This window comes from Bradyrhizobium sp. B039, from assembly GCF_038965675.1.
Lineage (GTDB): Bacteria > Pseudomonadota > Alphaproteobacteria > Rhizobiales > Xanthobacteraceae > Bradyrhizobium > Bradyrhizobium diazoefficiens.
This window is the reverse complement of sequence record NZ_CP152416.1, coordinates 6,185,463-6,205,770: the sequence shown is the minus strand read 5'-3', so window position 1 is coordinate 6,205,770 and position 20,308 is coordinate 6,185,463. Positions and strand designations below refer to the sequence as shown.

At 65.7% G+C, this 20,308-nt stretch carries 18 protein-coding genes; 12 read left to right on the top strand and 6 right to left on the bottom strand.

The features are described 5' to 3' along the window. Positions 1–143 precede the first annotated feature (143 nt). The 4 genes from AAFG50_RS29540 to AAFG50_RS29525 all read left to right on the top strand — a co-directional run bounded on the left by AAFG50_RS29540 (position 144) and on the right by AAFG50_RS29525 (position 2,914). On the top strand, positions 144–1,067 hold the full coding sequence (locus AAFG50_RS29540; RefSeq protein ID WP_028173205.1) for a LysR family transcriptional regulator: 924 nt from the start codon (positions 144–146) through the stop codon (positions 1,065–1,067). Between the two features lie 145 nt (positions 1,068–1,212). Then, positions 1,213–1,368 (top strand): hypothetical protein, encoded by a 156-nt coding sequence (locus AAFG50_RS29535; RefSeq protein WP_165448167.1) that lies wholly within the window; start codon positions 1,213–1,215, stop codon positions 1,366–1,368. Between the two features lie 145 nt (positions 1,369–1,513). Further along, a complete protein-coding gene (locus AAFG50_RS29530; protein WP_028173206.1) occupies positions 1,514–2,443 on the top strand; it encodes an aspartyl/asparaginyl beta-hydroxylase domain-containing protein in 930 nt (309 codons plus the stop codon). A 12-nt stretch (positions 2,444–2,455) separates the two neighbouring features. Next, positions 2,456–2,914, top strand: a complete 459-nt coding sequence (locus tag AAFG50_RS29525; RefSeq protein ID WP_028173207.1) for a nuclear transport factor 2 family protein — start codon at positions 2,456–2,458, stop codon at positions 2,912–2,914. A gap of 65 nt (positions 2,915–2,979) precedes the next feature. Here the strand turns inward: AAFG50_RS29525 and AAFG50_RS29520 are convergent, their stop codons facing one another. The 3 genes from AAFG50_RS29520 to galE all read right to left on the bottom strand — a co-directional run bounded on the left by AAFG50_RS29520 (position 2,980) and on the right by galE (position 6,650). Further along, complete coding sequence (locus AAFG50_RS29520; protein ID WP_028173208.1) at positions 2,980–3,681, bottom strand: fumarylacetoacetate hydrolase family protein; 702 nt, start codon at positions 3,679–3,681, stop codon at positions 2,980–2,982. Between the two features lie 34 nt (positions 3,682–3,715). Further along, on the bottom strand, positions 3,716–5,518 hold the full coding sequence (locus AAFG50_RS29515) for an ABC transporter ATP-binding protein (RefSeq protein WP_028173209.1): 1,803 nt from the start codon (positions 5,516–5,518) through the stop codon (positions 3,716–3,718). 118 nt (positions 5,519–5,636) lie between these two features. Next, on the bottom strand, positions 5,637–6,650 hold the full coding sequence (galE, locus tag AAFG50_RS29510; RefSeq protein WP_028173210.1) for a UDP-glucose 4-epimerase GalE: 1,014 nt from the start codon (positions 6,648–6,650) through the stop codon (positions 5,637–5,639). A 126-nt stretch (positions 6,651–6,776) separates the two neighbouring features. Here galE and AAFG50_RS29505 point away from each other — a divergent pair, with 126 nt between their 5' ends. Beyond that, positions 6,777–7,814 carry a glycosyltransferase family 4 protein gene (locus AAFG50_RS29505; RefSeq protein ID WP_028173211.1) on the top strand — a complete coding sequence of 346 codons (1,038 nt, stop codon included), beginning with the start codon at positions 6,777–6,779 and terminating at the stop codon, positions 7,812–7,814. Between the two features lie 175 nt (positions 7,815–7,989). Here the strand turns inward: AAFG50_RS29505 and waaF are convergent, their stop codons facing one another. Beyond that, a complete protein-coding gene (gene waaF / locus AAFG50_RS29500; RefSeq protein ID WP_028173212.1) occupies positions 7,990–9,060 on the bottom strand; it encodes a lipopolysaccharide heptosyltransferase II in 1,071 nt (356 codons plus the stop codon). Between the two features lie 159 nt (positions 9,061–9,219). Here waaF and rfaD point away from each other — a divergent pair, with 159 nt between their 5' ends. The 5 genes from rfaD (at position 9,220) to AAFG50_RS29475 (ending at position 15,642) form a co-directional block, all read left to right on the top strand. Continuing rightward, positions 9,220–10,200 (top strand): ADP-glyceromanno-heptose 6-epimerase, encoded by a 981-nt coding sequence (gene rfaD, locus AAFG50_RS29495; RefSeq protein WP_028173213.1) that lies wholly within the window; start codon positions 9,220–9,222, stop codon positions 10,198–10,200. A 12-nt stretch (positions 10,201–10,212) separates the two neighbouring features. Next, a complete protein-coding gene (gene rfaE1 / locus AAFG50_RS29490) occupies positions 10,213–11,697 on the top strand; it encodes a D-glycero-beta-D-manno-heptose-7-phosphate kinase (protein ID WP_028173214.1) in 1,485 nt (494 codons plus the stop codon). Further along, positions 11,694–12,980, top strand: coding sequence for an O-antigen ligase family protein (locus AAFG50_RS29485; protein WP_028173215.1), 1,287 nt, complete (start codon positions 11,694–11,696; stop codon positions 12,978–12,980). Before rfaE1 ends, AAFG50_RS29485 begins: the two co-directional genes overlap by 4 nt. 85 nt (positions 12,981–13,065) lie before the next feature. Then, positions 13,066–14,979, top strand: coding sequence for a nucleoside-diphosphate sugar epimerase/dehydratase (locus tag AAFG50_RS29480; RefSeq protein ID WP_028173216.1), 1,914 nt, complete (start codon positions 13,066–13,068; stop codon positions 14,977–14,979). Positions 14,980–15,348: 369 nt separating this feature from the next. After that, positions 15,349–15,642, top strand: coding sequence for a hypothetical protein (locus AAFG50_RS29475; RefSeq protein WP_028173217.1), 294 nt, complete (start codon positions 15,349–15,351; stop codon positions 15,640–15,642). On the opposite strand, the gene AAFG50_RS29470 is transcribed toward AAFG50_RS29475, so the two are convergent. After that, complete coding sequence (locus AAFG50_RS29470) at positions 15,630–16,649, bottom strand: glycosyltransferase family 4 protein (RefSeq protein WP_028173218.1); 1,020 nt, start codon at positions 16,647–16,649, stop codon at positions 15,630–15,632. The two genes, AAFG50_RS29475 and AAFG50_RS29470, sit on opposite strands and share 13 nt — an antisense overlap. Continuing rightward, a complete protein-coding gene (locus AAFG50_RS29465; RefSeq protein WP_028173219.1) occupies positions 16,646–17,605 on the bottom strand; it encodes a lysylphosphatidylglycerol synthase transmembrane domain-containing protein in 960 nt (319 codons plus the stop codon). Before AAFG50_RS29465 ends, AAFG50_RS29470 begins: the two co-directional genes overlap by 4 nt. 221 nt (positions 17,606–17,826) lie before the next feature. Between AAFG50_RS29465 and AAFG50_RS29460 the strand changes: the two genes are divergently transcribed. Further along, entirely contained in the window at positions 17,827–18,816 is a 990-nt protein-coding gene (locus AAFG50_RS29460) for an SDR family NAD(P)-dependent oxidoreductase (RefSeq protein ID WP_028173220.1), read from the top strand. 7 nt (positions 18,817–18,823) lie between these two features. Continuing rightward, the gene (locus tag AAFG50_RS29455; RefSeq protein ID WP_028173221.1) at positions 18,824–20,236 is read left to right on the top strand and encodes a mannose-1-phosphate guanylyltransferase/mannose-6-phosphate isomerase; all 1,413 of its coding nucleotides are present in this window, start codon (positions 18,824–18,826) and stop codon (positions 20,234–20,236) included. The last annotated feature ends 72 nt before the right edge of the window (positions 20,237–20,308 follow it).

The window sequence follows — 20,308 nt, the reverse complement described above, 5'->3', positions numbered from 1 at the left end:
GGCGGCCCGGCTGCGAATACACGTTGTCCGGCAGACACTGTTACGCGGCGCGAACGAATGCCGGATCGGCCGCGGCGGCGGTTGTCGCGGCACGGGCGAACGCCTAGCTTGTCACCGGAATTTGATGGTGTGGCGGGAAGCGTATGGATCGTCTGGATGCGATGAAGGTGTTCGTCCTTGCGGTGGACGAGGGCAGCCTCGCCGCCGCCGGGCGCAAGCTCGGCCGCTCGCCGGCGGCGGTCAGCCGTGCCATCGCCTTCCTGGAGGAGCGGGTCGGCGCCGAGCTGCTGCACCGGACGACGCGGTCGATCAAGCTGAGCGAGGAAGGCGAGCGCTATGTCGCGATCTGCCGCCGCGTGCTCACCGAGCTGGAGGAGGCCGACGACATCGCGGCCGGACCGCGCGCGGCGCCTCGTGGCCTGCTCACGATCACGGCGCCGGTGGTCTCGGGGGAGATGGTGCTGCGGCCGATCCTCGATGCGTTTCTCGACGCCTATCCGACCGTGTCGGCAAAGCTCCTGCTGTTCGACCGCGCGGTCAACCTGATCGAGGAGGGCGTCGACATCGCGCTTCGCATTGGCCATCTCGCGGATTCGGCGATGGTGGCGATGCGGATCGGCGAGATCAGCCGTGTCGTGGTGGCTGCTCCCCGCTATCTGAAGCAGCATCCGCGCATCACCGAGCCCGGCGATCTCGCCAAGCATCAGATCGTGGCGATGGCGCATCTGCCCAATTCCTGGACCTTCGCGCCACAGGCGGGCTCGTCGGCAGCCCGCACGGTTCAATTCACGCCGCGGCTCGTCGTCAACAGCACCTATGCGGCCGTGGCGTCCGCGGTCGCCGGGCGCGGCGTCGCGCGGATGTATTCGTACCAGGTCGCCGAGCAGGTCGCGCGCGGCGAGCTCGAGATCGTACTGGCCGCCGACCAGGATCCGGAGATGCCCGCGCATTTGATCTGCCCGCAGGGGCGGCTCTCGGTGCCCAAGGTGCGGGCGTTCACCGACTTTGCCGTGCCTCGGCTGAAGAAGCAGTTCGCGTTGCTGAAGAAGAGCATCAATGCGCGCTGAGCCGCCGCGCGCCCGGCAATGCGTTGTTTTGCGTATACGGCTGCCGGGCTGAATCGGCGATGCTGCCCTGACGGTTAACGCGGATTTAACGGATGAGTCCTAGCCTGTCTCGGCCGGGGTTACTCGCAAGGCCGAGGTGAGCCCAATGGAAGCCCAGAAGATCGCGGTCGACGCCGTCGTCGCGCTGACCGATTGCGACCGCGACGCCGTCATCGCGTTCATCCGCCGGCTCTATCTCGCCGGCGTAACCGACCCCAAGCGCCTGACCTTCAAGGGTCTCCAGGCACTGGCGCGGGCGTAATTCGACTCGTTTCGGCCGGTTTCAGCCCCAGGTTCCGTACCCGCGCTCTCCCCAGCGTGATTGCAACCTACCGGCGAATATCTTGCCGCTCGGGCCGGCTCGGAGTAGATCACGTCCCCGGCTGGGTCACTCGGGAACTGGGGAAATGCTGAAACAGCTTTTTGCGCCGCAACTCGTCATTCTGTATGTACTCGCGGCATCGACAATCTACGTTCACTTCCGCGGCAAGCAACGGCTGCGCTTCGCGCGCCAGCTTGGCGATCACTCGACCTATCTCGCCCCCTACAATGTGCTGATGTATGCGGGCTCGGCGGTGCCGAACAAGCCGGTGATCCCGGTCGAGCAGTTTCCCGAACTCAAGCCGCTCAGCGAGAATTGGGAGACCATCCGCGACGAGGCCGTGCGCCTGTTCGACGAAGGCTTCATCCGCGCAGCCGCCAAGAACAACGACTGGGGCTTCTACTCGTTCTTCAAGAGCGGCTGGAAGCGGTTTTACCTGAAATGGTACGACGACTTCCTGCCGTCGGCGCGCACGCTGTGCCCGAAGACGGTGGAGCTGCTCAATTCGATTCCGAGCGTGCACGGCGCGATGTTCGCGATGCTACCGCCCGGCGGCAGGCTGGGCGCGCACCGCGATCCCTTTGCCGGCTCGCTGCGCTATCACCTCGGCCTCGTCACGCCGAACTCGAACAAGTGCCGCATCCTGGTCGACGGCGTCGAATGCGTCTGGCGCGACGGCGAGGCCTTCATGTTCGACGAGACCTTCATCCACAGCGCGGAGAACGCGACCGACGTCAATCGCATCATCCTGTTCTGCGACGTCGAGCGCCCGATGAAGTTCGGCTTCATGACCGCGATCAACCGCTGGGTCAGCCATCACATCGTCAAGGCGTCGGCGACCCAGAACGTCGACGGCGAAAGCGTCGGCGTGCTCAACAAGGTGTTCGGCAAGCTTTACGAGATCCATCTCGCCAGCCGCAAGGTCAAGGAGTGGAACCGCAACGTCTACTACACGCTGAAATACTCGCTGACGGCGCTGATCCTCGGTCTGATCGTGATGTCAGCGTTGCGGTAAACCGAGGTGCGAATGGTCCCCTTGCCGACCGCGAACACCGAGATAGTGCAATTCTTCCGCCAGTGGCTGGAAACCTTCGCGGGCTATGTCCGCGAGGTCGACTACGCTTCGGCGAGGCCGCTGTTTCATCCCGAGGTGCTTGCTTTCGGCACGCACAACGATGTCATCCCGGGCCTCGACCAATGGGTCTCAACGCAATGGGACAACGTCTGGCCGAAGACGGCCGACTTCCGTTTCGTGCTCGAGCAGACTTCGGTTCTGGCATCCCCCGACGGCGCGATGGCAACCGTGATCGCGCCGTGGACGAGCACGGGCTATCATCCCGACGGCAGCGCGTTTCCGCGTCCGGGCCGGGCGACGATGGTGTTCTCCAAAACCGCCGACGGCTGGCTGTGCGTGCATTCCCACATGTCGCTCAATCGCGGTGTGCCGCAGGTGAGCCACGCCAATCGGCCGGTGAAGGCCCGATAGATGCGATCCGAACAGAAAAGGCCCCGGACATGTCCGGGGCCTTTCGATTCGAGATGTCGTGCAGCCTATTCCGGCTGACCGATCGAGACCTTCAGGGTGCCGACGCCGTCGACGCCGCATTCGAGCTTGTCGCCGGGCTGGAGCTGGGACACGCCGGCCGGCGTGCCCGTCATGATGATGTCGCCGGCGGCGAGCTTCACCTGCTGCGAGAGCTGCCAGATGATTTCAGGCACGTTCCAGATCAGCTCGCTGAGGTCGCCCTTCTGCGCCTCCTTGCCGTTGACCGTGAGCCAGATCTTGCCCTTGGCGGGATGGCCGATCTTCGCGGCCGGCTGCACGGCGGCGCAGGGCGCGGAATAGTCGAACGACTTGCCGATCTCCCACGGACGCTCCTTCTTGCGCGAGGCGATCTGGAGGTCGCGGCGGGTGAGGTCGATGCCGACGGCGTAGCCGTAGACATGGTCGAGCGCCTTGTCGGCGGGAATGTTCAGCCCGCCGCTCTTCATCGCGACGATCAGTTCGACCTCGTGATGCAGGTCCTTGGTCAGCGGCGGATAGGGGATGGTGGCGCCATCGGGCACCAGCATGTCGGCGTGCTTGGCGAAGAAGAACGGCGGCGCGCGCTCGTCATTGCCCATCTCGCGGATGTGCTCGAGATAGTTGCGGCCGACGCACCAGATGCGGCGCACCGGATAGCGGCCGCTTTCACCGACGACGGGAAGCGAAGCCTGGGGCGGAAGCGGGATGACGTAGGAGGCGGCGTTCATGAAGCGGTCTCGCTGCTCTTGGGGTGAAGGAATTCTATGCGGTTGCGCTGACCGGCGCCAGAGTGCCGGCGTCGTGATGTTGCAACCGGAAGAACGAGGCGTAGCGGCCCGAGCGGCGCAGCAACTCGTCGTGCCGGCCCCGCTCGACGATCTCGCCGCCCTCGACCACCAGGATCGCATCGGCATGCATGATGGTGTGCAGGCGGTGCGCGATCACGATGGTGGTGCGGTTCCGGCAGAGATGCTCGATCGCCTCCTGCACCTGCTTCTCGGACTCGGAGTCGAGCGCGGCGGTGGCTTCGTCCAGCAGGATGATCGGTGCGTTCTTGACCAGCGCGCGCGCGACCGCGATGCGCTGGCGCTGACCGCCCGAAAGCTGCGTGCCGTGCTCGCCTACCGGCGTGTCGTAGCCGAGCGGGAAGCTCATGATGAAATCATGCGCGCAGGCCGCTTTCGCGGCATCGATGATCTGGTCTTCGGTCGCGCCCGGCTTGCCGAAGGCGATGTTGTTGCGGATGGTGTCGCGGAACAGGTAGACGTCCTGGCCGACATAGGCGGTCTGAGCCCGCAGCGACTTGCGCGAAACCGCGCCGATCGACTGGCCGTCGATGACGATGTCGCCCTGCGTCACCTCGTAGAAGCGCAACAGCAGCCCCAGCACGGTCGACTTGCCGCCGCCGGAGGGGCCGACCAGCGCGGTGACCTTGCCGGGCTCGGCGGTGAAGCTCATGCGGTTGAGGACGGTCTCGCCAGCGCGATAAGAAAAGCTGACGTCGCGCAGCTCGATCCGCGCGTCCGACAGCTTCAGCGCAGGCTTGTCGTCGTCGGAGTGCTCGCTCGCCGGGCTGTCGACGACCTCCAGCAGCATGCGCGCGCCGACGAGCTGGCTGTTGAGGTCGATGTTGAGCCGCGCCAGCCGCTTGGCCGGCTCGGTCGCCATCAGGAAGGCGGTCATAAAGGAGAAGAACGCGCCGGGCGTGGCGTTGAGCGCGACCACGCTGTAGCCGCCATAGAGCAAGCAGCCGGCGACCGCGAAGCCGCCGAGCATCTCCATCAGCGGATTCGACCGGTTGGCGACGCGGGCCATCTTGTTGGCGTTGCGCTCGACGATCGCGATGTTCTCGTCGATGCGCTTCTGCATGGTCTCTTCGAGCGTGAACGCCTTGACGGTGCGGATGCCCTGCAGCGATTCCTGCATCGTCTCCATGATGTCGGCGGTGCCGGTGAACTGGTTGAAGGCGAGGCCCTTGATGCGCTTGACCAGCTTGCGCAGCACCAGCATCGCCGGCGGCACCGCAACGAGGCCGATGAACGACATCAGCGGGTCCTGCCAAACCATCACGCTGATCATTGCGAGCAGCATCAGCAAGTCGCGCCCGATGGCGTTGACCAGCATGTTGAGCACGTCGGTGATGGACTTGGCGCCAGCCGTCAGCCGCGCCAGGAATTCCGAGGAGTGCCGCTCGGAGAAGAAACCGATGCTCTCGCGCATCAGCTTGGCGAACAGCTGGCGCTGATTGGTGGCGAGGATCGCGTTGGAGATCTTGGTCAGGATCACCATGTGGCCGTAGGTCGCCACGCCCTTGATGAACAGCAGGATCACCGTGATGCCCGAGAACATCGCGATGCCCGGGATGTTCTTGTCGACATAGGCCTGGTTGATGACCTGGCCGAGCACGTAGGTCGCGCCCGCGGTCGATCCGGCGGCAAGCGCCATCAGCGCGAAGGCGGCAAGGTAACGCCGCCAATAGACGATCCCCTGTTCCGTGACCAGGCGGCGAATCAGGACCGCGGCCGTATAGGGATCGTCGGTGATTTTCTTTGGAAACTGGGCCATCCGTAGTCCATTGACGGCGCAGGACAAAGCCTGCCCGCGCGTCAGGGATCGAAGGGCCTCTGTGCCCGCTAAAGCGGGGTTTTTCAAGCCCAATTAAGGGCTTGCGTCCGGATGGAATCTAGGCCGAGACGGCGTGGCGGAGCTCGCCGTGGCGCTCGCGGTACAGCTTGTCCTCCCAGGCCAGCGCATGGGCTGCGATGGTCTCGAGGTCGTCATATTGCGGCTTCCAGTCGAGCAGGCCGCGGATGCGGCTGGTGTCGGCGACCATGGTCATGATGTCGCCGGGCCGGCGCGGAGCGTATTGCACGGCGAAGCTGCGGCCCGAAACCCGGCGCACCGCGTCGATGGTCTCCAGCACCGAATAGCCGCGGCCATAGCCGCAATTAAGCGTCGTCGAGGCGCCGCCATTGCGCAGGTAAGCCAGCGCCGAGCGGTGCGCCTGCGACAGGTCCGTGACGTGGATGAAGTCGCGGATGCAGCTGCCGTCCGGGGTCGGATAGTCGGTGCCGAACACGTCGATCTTGGCGCGCTGGCCGGTCGCGGCCTCGACTGCGATCTTGAGCAGATGCGTGGCACCGACGGTGGCAAGGCCGATGCGGGCCTGCGGATCGGCGCCCGCGACGTTGAAATAACGCAAGGTCACGTACTGCATGCCGTAGGCGGCGGCGACGTCGTGCAGCATGATCTCGGTCATCAGCTTGGACGAGCCGTAGGGCGACAGCGGCCGCGTCGGCGCGTGCTCGGGCACCGGCACCTGGTCCGGATCGCCGTAGACGGCGGCGGTCGAGGAGAAGATGAAGCGGCCAATGCCGCGCTTGACCGCGACGTTGAGCAGGTTGCGCGCGGTCATGAAGTTGTTGCGGTAGTAGCCGAGCGGATCGCGCATCGAATCCGGCACGACCACCGAGCCGGCGAAATGGATGATGCTCTCGATGTTGTGCTGGGCGATCACGCCTTCGAGCAGGTTCTCGTCGCCGGCGTCGCCAATGAACAGCGGCACGCCCTCCGGCAGATAGGCGGAGAAACCGGTGGAGAGATCGTCGATCACGACGACGTCCTCGCCGGCTTCCGCCAGCGCCAGGACCGTGTGACTTCCGATATAGCCGGCGCCGCCGGTGACTAGCACAGTCATGATCTCACCCGTCTTCGATCAACGCGGGATGCTAGCGTTTGCGCGGTGAAGAGGGGGTTTCGGCGCGGCTGAACTGGTCACTATGCTTAATGTTGCGTATAGGGGGCCTGCTAAACGGAGCGTGACGTGGCGAATCCCCCGGACGATCTGCAAGTGATCGTGCCAAATCTGCACAGGCGCTATTCCGGGGTCACCGCGACCAACCGGATGGTGGCGCCGCGGCTGGCGAAACTATATCGCGCGGCGTGGTTCGGCTCCGACGCGCCGGAGGGGATCGCGCGCCTGAGCGGTGCCGATTTCCTCAAGCTATGGCGCCGCAAGACGCCGCTGATCTGGCATGCGCGCCGCAACAACGAGATGATCGCCGGCGTCGTGCTGCGCGCGCTCGGCTGGCCCTTGAAACTCGTCTTCACCTCGGCGGCGCAGCGGCACCACAGCTGGATCACGCGATGGCTGATCCGCCGGATGGACGCGATCATCGCGACGTCGGACATCTCGGCCTCGTTCCTGAAGGTGAAGGCCACCGTGATCCCGCATGGCGTCGACACCGACGTCTATGCGCCGCCGACCGATCGCACGGCTGCCTTCGCGGAAGCCGCGCTGCCGGGCCGCTACGCGATCGGCTGCTTTGGCCGGGTGCGCGCGCAGAAGGGCACTGACGTGTTCGTCGATGCGATGTGCCGGCTGCTGCCGCGCTATCCTGACTTCACCGCCGTCATCGTCGGTCAGGTCACGCCCGAGCAGACGCCCTTCGCGAACGAACTGAGGAAGCGCATCGAGGCCGCCGGCCTGCAGTCGCGCATCGTCATCACCGGCGAGCTGCCGATCGAAGCGGTGCAGCGCTGGTACCAGCGGCTGACGATCTATGCCTTCACCTCGCGCAACGAAGGCTTTGGCCTGACGCTGATCGAGGCGATGGCGGCCGGCAGCGCGCTGGTCGCCGCGCGCGCCGGTGCGGCCGAACTCGTGGTGGAGGATGGCGTGACGGGAGTGCTGATCCCGACGGGGGATGCCGACGCGCTCGTGGCGGCGCTCGAGCCGCTGATGCAGGACGTCACGGCGGCCACTGCGATGGGCGAGCGCGGACGGGCTCGGGTGCTCGCAAAGTTCAGTCTCGATGCCGAAGCGGCGCGGATCGGCGAGGTCTATCGGCCGCTGCTCTGAGCCGCCGCTGTCGCGTCCCAAACAAAAACCGCGAAAACAACCCCATGCACGAGTCGGTGCCAGCAGAATCAATGGCTTGGCGGCGGGGTCGCCGCGCTGCGGATTTTACGAAGCCAATTTGACTCGTCGGGCAAGACACTGGCAGGATGTCATCATCGGCGCAGCCCGAATGGCCTCAAGTCGTAACGCGCGCGCCCGCCTCCCTCAGCACCCGCTGCGCAATCCCTACCACCTCGCTTGCCGCGATGTCGCGCATGCAGCGGTGGTCGTTCATCTTGCAGATGGTGCTCTGGCAGGGCTGGCACGACAGGACGCTCTTGTCCTGGACCACGGTCGCGGCAAGGCCGTTGAGGGGGGCCCAGAGGTAGGGGCTGGTCGGGCCGAAGATGCCCATGGTGGGCGTGCCGAGCGCGGCCGCGATGTGCATCAGGCCGGAATCGTTGGAGATGGAAACGCCCGCCGCGGCCATGGCCAGCACGCCGTTGCGCAAATCGGTGCCGGTGAGGTCGCGGACCCCCGGGCCGCCGGCCGCGACGATCTCCTGGGCGAGGCCCTTTTCCGCGGGGCCGCCGACCACCCAGACCTCCAGCCCGCGCTCGACCAGCAAGCGGGCGGCCTCCGGATAGTAGGTCCAGCGCTTTGAGACGCCGACCGAGCCAGGGGCAAGCGCCACGGCTGCCCCGGCGCTGAGACCATTGGCCTGCCGCCAACGGACGATGTCCTCAGCCGGGACCCGCAATTGCGGCACCGGCCATTCCGGGGGCAGGGGCGCGCCGTCGGGCTGGGCCAGGGCGGCGTTCTTGTCGATGAAGCGGGGCAGCTTTTTTTCGCCCCAGCGCCAGCGGTTGAGGAGACCGAACCGGAACTCACCGACGAAGCCGACCCGCTCGGGGATGCCGGCCAGCGCGGGCGCGATGGCCGCCTTCCAGGTCCGGGGCAGCACCAGGGCCGTGCCGTAGTTCCGCTCGCGCAGGAGCTTTGCCAGGCCGAACTGGCGGCCAACGGCGAGCCGGCTGCGCGGCAGGTCCCAGACGATTCCAGCGCGCACGCCGGGCATGTAGTCGACCAGCGGCGCGCACAGGGATGTGGTCAGGAGATCGACCGGCCGGTTCGGCCAGCGCTCTTTCAGAACCCGCACCACGGTGTGATTTCGGACGAAATCGCCGATCCACATGTAGGGAACGATCAGGATCGGGCGGGTGTCGCTCCGATCTGCGCTTCCACTAAGTTGCGAATCTCTGTTCATTCGTTAAAAGGACCGAAGGCGAGCTGATGTGGCGGTTCGGTTAGCCGCTCCCGGCCGACAGGTAAAGCCGGGAGAGCGCTGGTCCCAAAATGCTTACACTTTGGCAAATGATGCGCTACGGCAGGGATCGGGCCGCAAACATCGGGCAGGGTAGTTGGAATGTTGCTGGTGACCGGCGGAGCCGGTTTTATCGGGTCGAATGTCGTGGCTGCGTTGAACGACGCCGGCCGCAGTGACGTCGCCGTGTGTGATTTCCTCGGCACCGACGGCAAGTGGCGCAATCTCGCCAAGCGCCAGCTTGTGGATATCGTCCCCCCGGCCGAGCTGCCCGACTGGCTGAACGGCCGCAGGCTCGACGCCGTGATCCATCTCGGGGCGATTTCCGCGACCACCGCGACCGACGGCGATCTCGTGTTCGAGACCAATTTTCGCCTCTCCATGCGCCTGCTCGACTGGTGCACGGCGAATGCGGTGCCGCTGATCTACGCCTCCTCGGCGGCGACCTATGGCGACGGCGAGGCAGGCTTTGACGACGACGCCTCGGTCCCTGCGCTGAAAAAACTGCGGCCGATGAACCTCTACGGCTGGAGCAAGCATATGTTCGATCTCGCCGTGGCCGAACGGGTCGCGCGCGGCGAGAAGCTGCCGCCGCAGTGTGTGGGCTTGAAATTCTTCAACGTGTTCGGCCCCAACGAGTACCACAAGGGCTCGATGATGAGCGTGCTGGCGCGGCGCTTCGACGACGTCAAGGCGGGCCGCGTCGTGCAATTGTTCAAGTCGCATCGCGAAGGCATTGCCGACGGCGACCAACGCCGCGATTTCATCTATGTCGACGACGTCGTGCGCGTCATCATGTGGCTGCTGGCAACGCCCTCGGTGTCCGGGCTGTTCAACGTCGGCACCGGCAAGGCGCGCAGCTTCAAGGATCTGATGCTGGCTGCCTATGCGGCGCTCGGGGCGAGGCCCAACATCGAATATATCGACATGCCCGAACAGATCCGCAACAGCTATCAATACTTCACCCAGAGCGAGGTCGATCGCCTCTGCCGCGCCGGCTATAACGGCGGCTTCACGACGCTCGAGGAAGCGGTGAAGGCCTATGTCGGGGATTATCTCGACCGGCCCGACCGCTTCCGCTGAGGCTCCAGGATCATGCCGACGCCCATTCTCGATTTCGACGCCCTCGCGCAAACGATCTCAGGCCGCATGGTGCTCTGCATCGGCGACATCATGCTGGACGAGTTCGTCTATGGCGAGGTGTCGCGGATCTCGCCGGAAGCGCCGACGCCGGTCATCGTTGCCCAGCGCAGCGAGATCCATATCGGCGGCGCCGGCAACGTCGCGCGCAATGTCGCCTCGCTCGGTGCGCGCTGCATCTTCGTCGGCCTCGTCGGCGAGGACGATGCGGGCAAGCGGCTCGCGGCCGCGCTTGCCGACCAGGCTGCCATCGAAAGCGTGCTGGTGTGCGATCCGTCGCGGCCGACCACGCGAAAGGTCCGCTTCGTCTCCGAGCATTTCTCCACCCACATGCTGCGCGCGGATTGGGAGCAGGCGCAGCCTGCTTCCGACGAGGTCGAGGCGAAGCTGATCGAGGCGATCCTGCCGCAGATCGCGCGCGCCGACATCGTGCTGCTGTCCGACTACGCCAAGGGTGTGCTGACGGCGCGGGTGATCCGCCACACCATCGACGCCGCACGAAAGCTCGGCAAGCCGGTGATCGTCGATCCCAAGAGCCTGAACTGGGCGATCTATCGCGGCGCGACGCTGCTCACGCCCAATCGCAAGGAGTTTGCCGAGGCCACCCGCAGCCGCGCCGACACGCCGCAGAGCATCGTCGATGCCAGCGAGGACGTGATGCGGCTCGCCGATTGCGAGGCGATTCTGGTCACGCAAGGCGAGCACGGCATGACGCTGGTGCCGCGCAACGGCGTGGCCGTTCACGTTCCGGCCGTCCCGGTGAAGGTGCGCGACGTCTCCGGCGCCGGTGACACCGTCGCCGCCGCGCTCGCGGTCTCGCTCGCGGCGGGCGCGGACTGGGACACGGCGCTGCGCGTGGCCAATGCCGCCGCTTCCGTCGCCGTCAGCAAGCTGGGCACCGCCATTGTGAGCACAGCCGAGCTGCGGCGAAAGATCCTGCCGCACGCCTATCTCGCGGCCGAGGAGAAGATCGTGCTCGAGCCGGCGGCGCTCGACGCGCAGCTCGCGGAATGGCGCACGCAGGGCTTGCGGGTCGGTTTCACCAATGGCTGCTTCGACATCCTGCATCCCGGCCACGTCAAGGTGCTGACCGCGGCGCGCGGCGCCTGCGACCGCCTGGTCGTGGGCCTCAACAGCGACGCCTCGGTGCAGCGGCTGAAGGGCGCCGACCGTCCGGTCCAGGACGAGCGCGCCCGTGCCGAGGTGCTGGCCGCGCTCGAAGCGGTCGATCTCGTCGTCATCTTCGAGGAGGACACGCCGATCGACCTGATCACCCGGATCAAGCCCGCTGCGCTGGTGAAGGGCGGCGACTACACCCGCGAGCAGGTGGTCGGCCATGAGGTCGTCGAGGCCGCCGGCGGGGTGGTCGTGCTGGTCGACATCCTCCAGGGTTTCAGCACCACGGCGCTGGTGCATCGCGCCCGGGGAGGGACGAAGTGACGGCACTTGCCCGCGAGACGGCGAGCCAGATGCTGTGGCGGCGCCTGCGCAGCCCGGCGGCCTGGAGCGAGACCGTCGATCTGTTCGCCATCCTCACCGCGGCCTCGCTGCCCTGGTCGACGTCGCTTGCGGGCATCTTCAACGCCCTGATGCTGCTGTGCATGGTGCCGTTCCTCGACGTCCGTGCGTTCGTGCAATCGCTCAAGCGTCCGATCTGCGTTGCGCCGATCGCGCTGGTTCTGCTCGCGCTGGTGGGAACGCTGTGGTCGGACGCGGCCTGGGGCGCGCGTTTCTATGCTGTCAATCCGACCGTCAAGCTGCTCGTGCTTCCGGTCCTGCTCTATCATTTCGAGCGCTCGCGGCGCGGACAATGGGTGTTCATCGCTTTCCTGGTGTCTTGCGGGTTGTTGTCGGTGATGTCGTGGCTGGTCGTTTTCTACCCGAGCCTCGCGCTAAAGACCGACCCCATGGAGCGCGGCATCTTCGTCAAGAACTACATCGACCAGAGCCAGGAATTCACGCTTTGCGCGGTGGCGCTTGCCTATCCGATCGTGATGCTGCTGCGCCAGAAGCGCTACTGGTTCGCCGGGCTGCTCGCGGCGCTGGCGCTGAGCTTCTTCGTCAACATGGCCTTCGTGGTGGTGTCGCGCACCGCGCTCGTCACCGTTCCGATCATGGTCGGCGTATTCGCGCTGCTTCACCTGAAGGGGCGCGGCATCGCGATCATCCCCGCCATCCTGCTCGCCAGCGCCGTTCTCGCCTGGCAGGCCTCGCCGCAATTGCGCAAGACCGCCGACAGGTTTGCCGACGAGTACACGCGCTATGTTGAGAAGGGCGAGCCGACCTCGGCGGGCTTGCGGCTCGAGTTCTGGCGCAAATCTCTCGGCTTCTTCGTTGAGGCGCCGATCGTGGGACACGGCACGGGTTCAACGCGCGGATTGTTCGAGCGCGCCGCGACACCCAGCGGACAGTACCTGGCTTCCGCAGAGGTGATCGGCAATCCGCACAACCAGACGCTGAACGTCGCCGTGCAATGGGGTGTCATCGGCGTCGTCGTCCTCTACGCGATCTGGATCCTCCATCTTCTCCTGTTTCGTGGCGACGGGCTTGCCAGCTGGGTCGGCCTTCTCGTCGTCGTGCAGAATATCTTCACCTCGCTGTTCAACTCCCATCTGTTCGACTTCCACGAGGGCTGGATGTACGTCATCGGCGTCGGGGTCGCCGCCGGCATGGTGATCCGGGCTCAACCGCCAGCCGCAAATGTAGGAGAAGCTGGTTCCTGAACGGCCCGGGCGGCTGGCAAGTCTTGTCGAGATGAGCTATCAGCGCGGTCAGGTTGCACCTAACGGGATATTCATCGGTCGGCGGATGACGCGTCTTTCGCATCTCACCTTGCGCAATTTCCTGATCGCGCTCCACGACCTGCTGGCGACCACCGCGGCGCTGTTCGCAGCATTCTACCTGCGCTTCGAGGGCGGCGATGGCTTCTACGACCGCCTGCCGCTGCTGCTCCAGATCCTGCCCTACTTCCTCGCCTTCAGCGTGGTCGTCTTCTTCGTCTTCAACCTGACCACGACGAAATGGCGCTTCATCTCGCTGCCCGACGCGCTGAACATCATCCGCGTCGCGAGCGTGCTGACGGTTGCCCTCCTGGTGCTCGACTACATCTTCGTCGCCCCCAATGTGCGCGGTGCCTTCTTCCTCGGCAAGGTGACGATCGTCCTCTACTGGTTCCTTGAGGTCTCCTTCCTCAGCGCGTTGCGCGTGACTTACCGCTACTTCCGCTATACGCGGGTGCGGCGCCACGCGAGGACCCAGGATACCGCGCCGACGCTGCTGATCGGCCGCGCTGCGGATGCCGAGGTGCTGCTCCGCGGCATCGAGAGCGGAGCGATCAAGCGGATCTGGCCGGTCGGCATGCTGTCGCCGTCAAGCTCGGATCGCGGGCAGCTCATCCGCAACGTTCCGGTGCTGGGCGGCATCGATGATATCGAGGACGTCATCGGCGACTTTGCCAAGCGCAACAAGGCAATTGCGCGCCTCGTCATGATGCCGTCGGCGTTCGAGCCGGAGGCGCACCCGGAATCGATCCTGATGCGGGCGCGCAAGTTAGGGGTGATCGTCAACCGCATGCCGTCGCTGGAGAGCGGCGATACGCCGCGCCTCACCGCCGTCGCGGTCGAGGACCTGCTGCTGCGGCCGAGCGAGACAATCGACTATGCGCGGCTCGAAGCCCTGATCAGGGGCAAGGCAGTGATCGTCACCGGCGGCGGCGGGTCGATCGGTTCCGAGATCTGCGAGCGCGTCGTCGCGTTCGGCGCCGCGCGCCTCCTGATCGTTGAAAATTCCGAGCCGGCGCTCTACGCGGTGACGGAGGCGCTGGCCGTGCAGGGCTCGGCTGCCGCGATCGAAGGGCGCATAGCCGACATCCGCGACCGCGAGCGCATCATGCGCCTGATGGCCGAGTTCAAGCCGGACATCGTGTTTCACGCCGCAGCGCTCAAGCACGTGCCGATCCTGGAGCGCGACTGGAGCGAGGGCGTCAAGACCAACATCTTCGGCTCGATCAACGTTGCCGACGCCGCGCACAACGCCGGCGCCGAAGCCATGGTGATGATCTCGACCGACAAGGCGATCGAGCCGGTGTCGATGCTCGGCCTGACCAAGCGCTTCGCCGAGATGTACTGCCAGGCGCTCGACCATGATCTCGCCGCAGGCAGCGGCGGCGCCAAGCCGCCGATGCGGCTTATCTCGGTCCGGTTCGGCAATGTGCTCGCGTCGAACGGGTCAGTGGTGCCGAAGTTCAAGGCCCAGATCGAGGCCGGCGGCCCCGTGACGGTGACGCATCCCGACATGGTCCGCTACTTCATGACCATCCGCGAGGCCTGCGATCTCGTCATTACGGCGGCGGCGCACGCGTTCGGAACGCAGCGTTCGGACGTCTCGGTCTACGTGCTCAACATGGGTCAGCCGGTGAAGATCGTCGATCTCGCCGAGCGCATGATCCGTCTCTCCGGCCTCCAACCCGGCTACGACATCGAGATCGTATTCACGGGCATGCGGCCCGGCGAGCGCCTGCACGAGATCCTGTTCGCCTCCGAGGAGCCGACCCGCGAGATCGGCGTCGCCGGCATCATGGCCGCGCAGCCGAACGAGCCGCCGATGCAGACGCTGCGTAAGTGGATTGCGGCGCTCGAGCAGGCGATCGCGCGCGACGATCGCGCCACCATCAGGACCATCCTGAAGGATGCAGTTCCGGAATTCGGGTCCACCGCTGCCTGACCATATAGTTGGCAGCATTGTTGCCGCCTTACCTTAGCACAACCGCGACTCTAGCGCACGAGGGCTGGTCGGTCCGCCGTGCCGTGCTCAGCCCGGAAGGGGAGCGTCGACGAGGTCGTGATCAAATCGACCGGTCCTGAAACCCATTGGCAGACCGCACTCGAAGGCGTCGACGCAGTCGCCGCGCACGTGCATCACAAGCGGGAGAAGCACTCGGTCCAGCTCTATCCGCAACATCAACATTGCCGGCACGCTGCACCCGACTCGCTGCGCGGCGATGGCCGGCGTCCGCCAGTTCATCTTCATCAGCACGGTGCTCGTGCACGGCCGTAGCAATGACGGCTGCACCCCATTCAGCGAGAAGACATTGTGACGCCGCGCGGCCTCTACGGCATGTCCAAGGCCACGGCCGAGGCGGGCTTGAGGACGCTAGCGCGCCAACGACATGAGATCTCGGGAATCAGGCCGCCGCTGATCTATGGCGCAGACGCCAAGGGCAATTTCGCGCTGCTAACGCGCGCGGTGAGCCTGGAACTGCGGCTGCCCTTTGCCGCGATTCGCAATCACCGCGCCTTCCCGGCCGTGCAGAACTTGTCCGGCTGGGAGCCGCAGGTCTCCCTCGACGGGGGCTTGCAGCTCGCGCTGTCGGCTCAGGACGCCTGAGGGTGGGAGAAGCGCCGCAGGACGAAGCCGATGGCGATCGCGCCTGCGAGCAGGCAGGCGATCGTGACCGTGATCGAACCGGCGCGAACGGTGAGGATCGCCAGCAGTGCCAGCACGAGATTGAGCGCGAACACCTCGCCGACCACCCGCCGGACCTTGAAGCCATGGTCGGTCGCGCGCTGGTAAAAGTGCGAGCGGTGCGCCGACCAGAATTGTTCGCGGCGGACGATGCGGCGAAACAGCGTGATGGTGGCATCCGCGAGGTAATAGGCCGGCAGCAGCAGCGCCGCGGCTGGCTGCCCGTGCCAGGCGAGCTCCAGCAGGCACCAGCCGAGCAGAAGGCCGATCGGCAGGCTACCGACATCGCCGAGAAACACCTTGGCGACGGGACGATTGAACGGCGCAAAGCCGAGCGTGGCGCCGCACAGGGTGGTGGCGAGCAGGGCGGCCGGCCAGGACAGGTCGCCGAGCCATCCCAGCAGCAGCAGCGCCGCGGTGATCGGCACCACTTCCACGACCGTCATCAGGTCGAGCCCGTCCATGAAATTGACGAGGTTCACGAACCAGATTCCGGCGAGCAGGAGGAGGCCGCGCTCCAGCGCGAGCGGCAGCGCCGGGACGATGCGCGCCGTTTCGGGCGCGGTGAACACGACGGCTCCGACGGCGGCGGCTTGCAGCAGGAGCCGAACCAGCACCGGCAGCGAGACGATGTCGTCGGCAAATCCCACCAGGGCGATCAGGACCGTCGCAGCGATCAGTGACGGCGGGATCGCGACGTTTACCCAGGCCGCCCAGGCCGATGCGACCAGCAACGTCGCGGCAATCACCGCGATGCCCGCGCCCTGCGGGGTCGGAACGCGATGCGAGGACCGCGCGTTGGGCCGTGCCAGTGCGTAGCGCTGGAGCAGGGGACGGCTGGTCCAGATGATGATGGCCGACACCAGCGCGGCGATCGCAACGGCAAGCAGCGAGGGGACGGCGGCGAGCGCGTCGGCGGCGGGGTTCACTCCGGCACTCCGATCGGAGCCAACCCTTGCGCGGCCTTCTCCGCGCTGAGGATCCAGACCAGGCCGCCGATCGCGCCGACGATGAAATACACGGCACCGAACAGCAGCGAAACGTTGACGCCCTCGCTTGCGGCAAGTCCCGCGAAGCCGAACGCCAGGCCCATCGTGGCTTCACGCAGGCCCCAGCCGGCGATCGAGATCGGCATCATCGTGATCAGCATCACCGGCGGCACGAGCAGGAAGACGTCGCTGAAGCGGACCGGAGCGGCGATCGACTGCACGACGCACCAGGCGACGACGGCGGCGAGCCCATGCACGGTCAGCGACAGGATCGCAACGATCGGCCCGCGCCTGCGGCTGAAGATCACGCGGTTCGCGATCACCGCGCAGGCGTGGATGTGATGGGTGGCCCACCACGTCTTCAGCCATTTCCACTTCAGCGCGCCGAAGACCAGGAAGCCGAGGCCACCCGCGAGCGCGGCAAGGTCGACGAGCAGCAGGGCCGAGCGTCCGTGCGGATCGGTGATGAGGGTATAGCTCCACGGCAGGCTCGCGACGATGAGGATCGCGAGCGCGACGAGGCCGATCGCGCGATCGACGAAGATGGAGTAGGTGGCCGCACGCCATCCGGCGCCGGCGCGCGCGACCAGCCACAGCCGGACCGCATCGCCGCCGATCGCGGAAGGCAGGGTCTGGTTGAAGAAGGATCCGATCACGTTGTAGCGCATGGCCCGGCCGAGCTCGAGCGGCGCGCCGCATTCGGCGCTGATCTGGCGCCAGCGCAGCACGCCGACGAAGATTTGCAGGAACGTGACGGCGATCGCGATGCCGATCCAGAACAGGCTGGTTACGGTGAAGCGCGACAAAAGTTCGGACAGATCGACCTTGCGCAGTGCCAGGTAGAGCAGCGCCGCGGAAATCAGGATCTTGGCCGTCGACAGCAGGATTCGGCGCATCTCGCCCGCATGAACAGGGTTTGCGAAGATTTGAGGCAACCCGACGCGAGGCGCCGAATTAGGCCGCTTTGGTATGGTCTTGGCGCCGATCTTGCAATAGCGGTTATCATGAGCGGTTATCGCGACCCGTCATGGCGGGCGGCGGGGCTATTGCGACCCCCTCGATGCGGCGGCTAAAGAAGCGCCGCAGGTGATCGAGCTAGGGATCCCTTGGGAACAGGATGATGGATCAGGCGATTTTGGTCACGGGTGCCGCCGGCTTCATCGGCTTTCACGTCGCCCGGCAGCTGCTCGCCGAAGGTCGGCCCGTGATCGGGCTCGACAATCTCAACAGCTATTACGACCCGGCGCTGAAGCAGGCGCGGCTCGAGCTGTTGCGTAGCGATTCCCGCTTCTCGTTCGTCAAGGCCGATCTGGCCGACCGCGAGACCATTGCGGCGTTGTTTGGACAACACGCGTTTGCCAAGGTCGTGCATCTGGCCGCCCAGGCCGGCGTGCGCTACTCGATCGAGCATCCGCAGGCTTACGCCGATTCCAATCTCCAGGGCTTTCTCAACGTGCTGGAGGGCTGCCGCAACAACGGCTGTCGTCATCTGGTCTACGCCTCGTCATCCTCCGTTTACGGCGCCAACACAAAACTGCCATTTGCCGTGCAGGACCGGACCGATCATCCGGTGAGCTTCTACGCCGCGACCAAGAAGGCCAACGAAGTGATGGCGCAGTCCTACAGCCATCTCTACCGGCTGCCGGTCACGGCCTTGCGATTCTTTACCATATACGGCCCGTGGGGACGGCCCGATATGGCCATGTTTCTGTTCGTGAACGCGATCATGGCGGGGACGCCGATCCGGCTCTTTAACCATGGCAGGATGCGACGCGACTTCACCTATATTGACGACGTAACCCGTGTCGTGTCCAAGCTGATCGATCGGGTGCCCGCCGATGACCCGGCTGCCGCAAATGCGCCGTCTAAGGTCTACAATGTCGGCAACCACCGCCCCGAGGAGCTGATGCATGTCGTCGGACTTCTGGAGCAGGAGCTGGGTCGGACGGCGATCAAAGAATTGCTGCCGATGCAGCCGGGAGACGTTTTGGAAACGTTCGCGGATGTCGAGGACCTGATGCGCGACACCGGCTTTGCACCGTCAACGCCGATCGAGCACGGGGTTCGTAATTTTGTCACCTGGTATCGGGACTACTTCAAGGTTTGAGATGACGATGGACAAACGCATTATCCCCCTGATCATGTGCGGCGGTGCCGGCACGCGGCTGTGGCCGGCCTCGCGCGAGGTGCGCCCCAAGCAGTTCCTGCCGCTGTTCGGTTCGCGCTCGACCTTCCAGGACACGCTGCTGCGCGTCTCGGACGCCTCGCTGTTCGATCGTCCGATCGTCATCACCAATGCGTCCTATCGCTTCATGGTGCTGGAGCAGCTCGCCGAGATCGGCATCGAGGCCGACGTGATCCTCGAGCCGATGCGCCGCGACTCCGGTCCTGCGATCGCCGCGGGCGCGGTGTTCGCGCAGAACCGCGCCAGTGAAGCGATCGTGCTCGCGCTCGCCGCCGACCACGTGGTGCAGGACAAGGCCGCCTTCGTCGCGGCCTGCCGCGAAGGCCTCACCGCCGCGAGCGCCGGGCGCATCGTCACCTTCGGCGTCAAGCCGGAGCGGCCGGCGACCGAATACGGCTATATCAGCCTGGGCGAGGTGATCTCCGGCGAGGTGCACGCAGTTGCGCGCTTCGTCGAGAAGCCGGACGCGGTGAAGGCGGCCGACTACGTCAATTCGGGCTATCTGTGGAACAGCGGCAACTTCATGTTCCCGGCGACCGTCCTGCTCGACGAATACCGCAAGGTCGATGCGGCGAGCGTGGAGGCGGTCTCCAATGCGGTCACCAACGCCGGCCGCGATCTCGGCTTCGTGACGCTGGAGCCCGAGGCGTTCGGTTCGGCGAAGGCGATCTCGATCGACTACGCGGTGATGGAGAAGACCTCGCGCGCGGCCGTCGTGCCGGTGTCCTGCGGCTGGTCCGACGTCGGCTCGTGGCACGCGGTGTGGGAATTGTCGGAGAAGGACGCGCAGGGCAACGCCGCGCACGGCGCCGCCGTGTTCGAGGATTCGCGCAACTGCAACGTCACCACCGATTCCGCGCTGGTCGCGCTCGAAGGCGTCGACGATCTCGTCGTGGTCGCGACCGCCGATGCGGTCCTGGTCTCGCGCCAGAAGGATGCCAACGGCCTGAAGCGCCTGGTGACCAAGCTCAAGGCGGTCGCGCCGAAGGTCACCGAGGAGCATCTCAAGGTGCACCGGCCCTGGGGCAGCTACCAGTCGGTGGACAATGGCGAGCGTCACCAGGTCAAGCGCATCGTGGTCAAGCCCGGCGGGCGGCTGTCGCTGCAGAAGCACCATCACCGTGCCGAGCACTGGATCGTGGTTCGCGGCGCGGCGCGGGTCACCGTCAACGAGACCGTGAAGACGGTGCACGAGAACGAGTCGATCTACATCCCGATGGGCGCGGTGCACCGGATGGAGAATCCCGGTAAAATCATGCTGGAACTCATCGAGGTCCAGACCGGCAGCTATCTCGGGGAAGACGACATCATCCGGATTGAAGACGACTATCAAAGGTCGTAACCAGCAGGCTCCGAATCACGCGACCCGGGCCGAAAGAGCAGTATCTTTCAGCGGCTTAAGGCCCGGGGAACG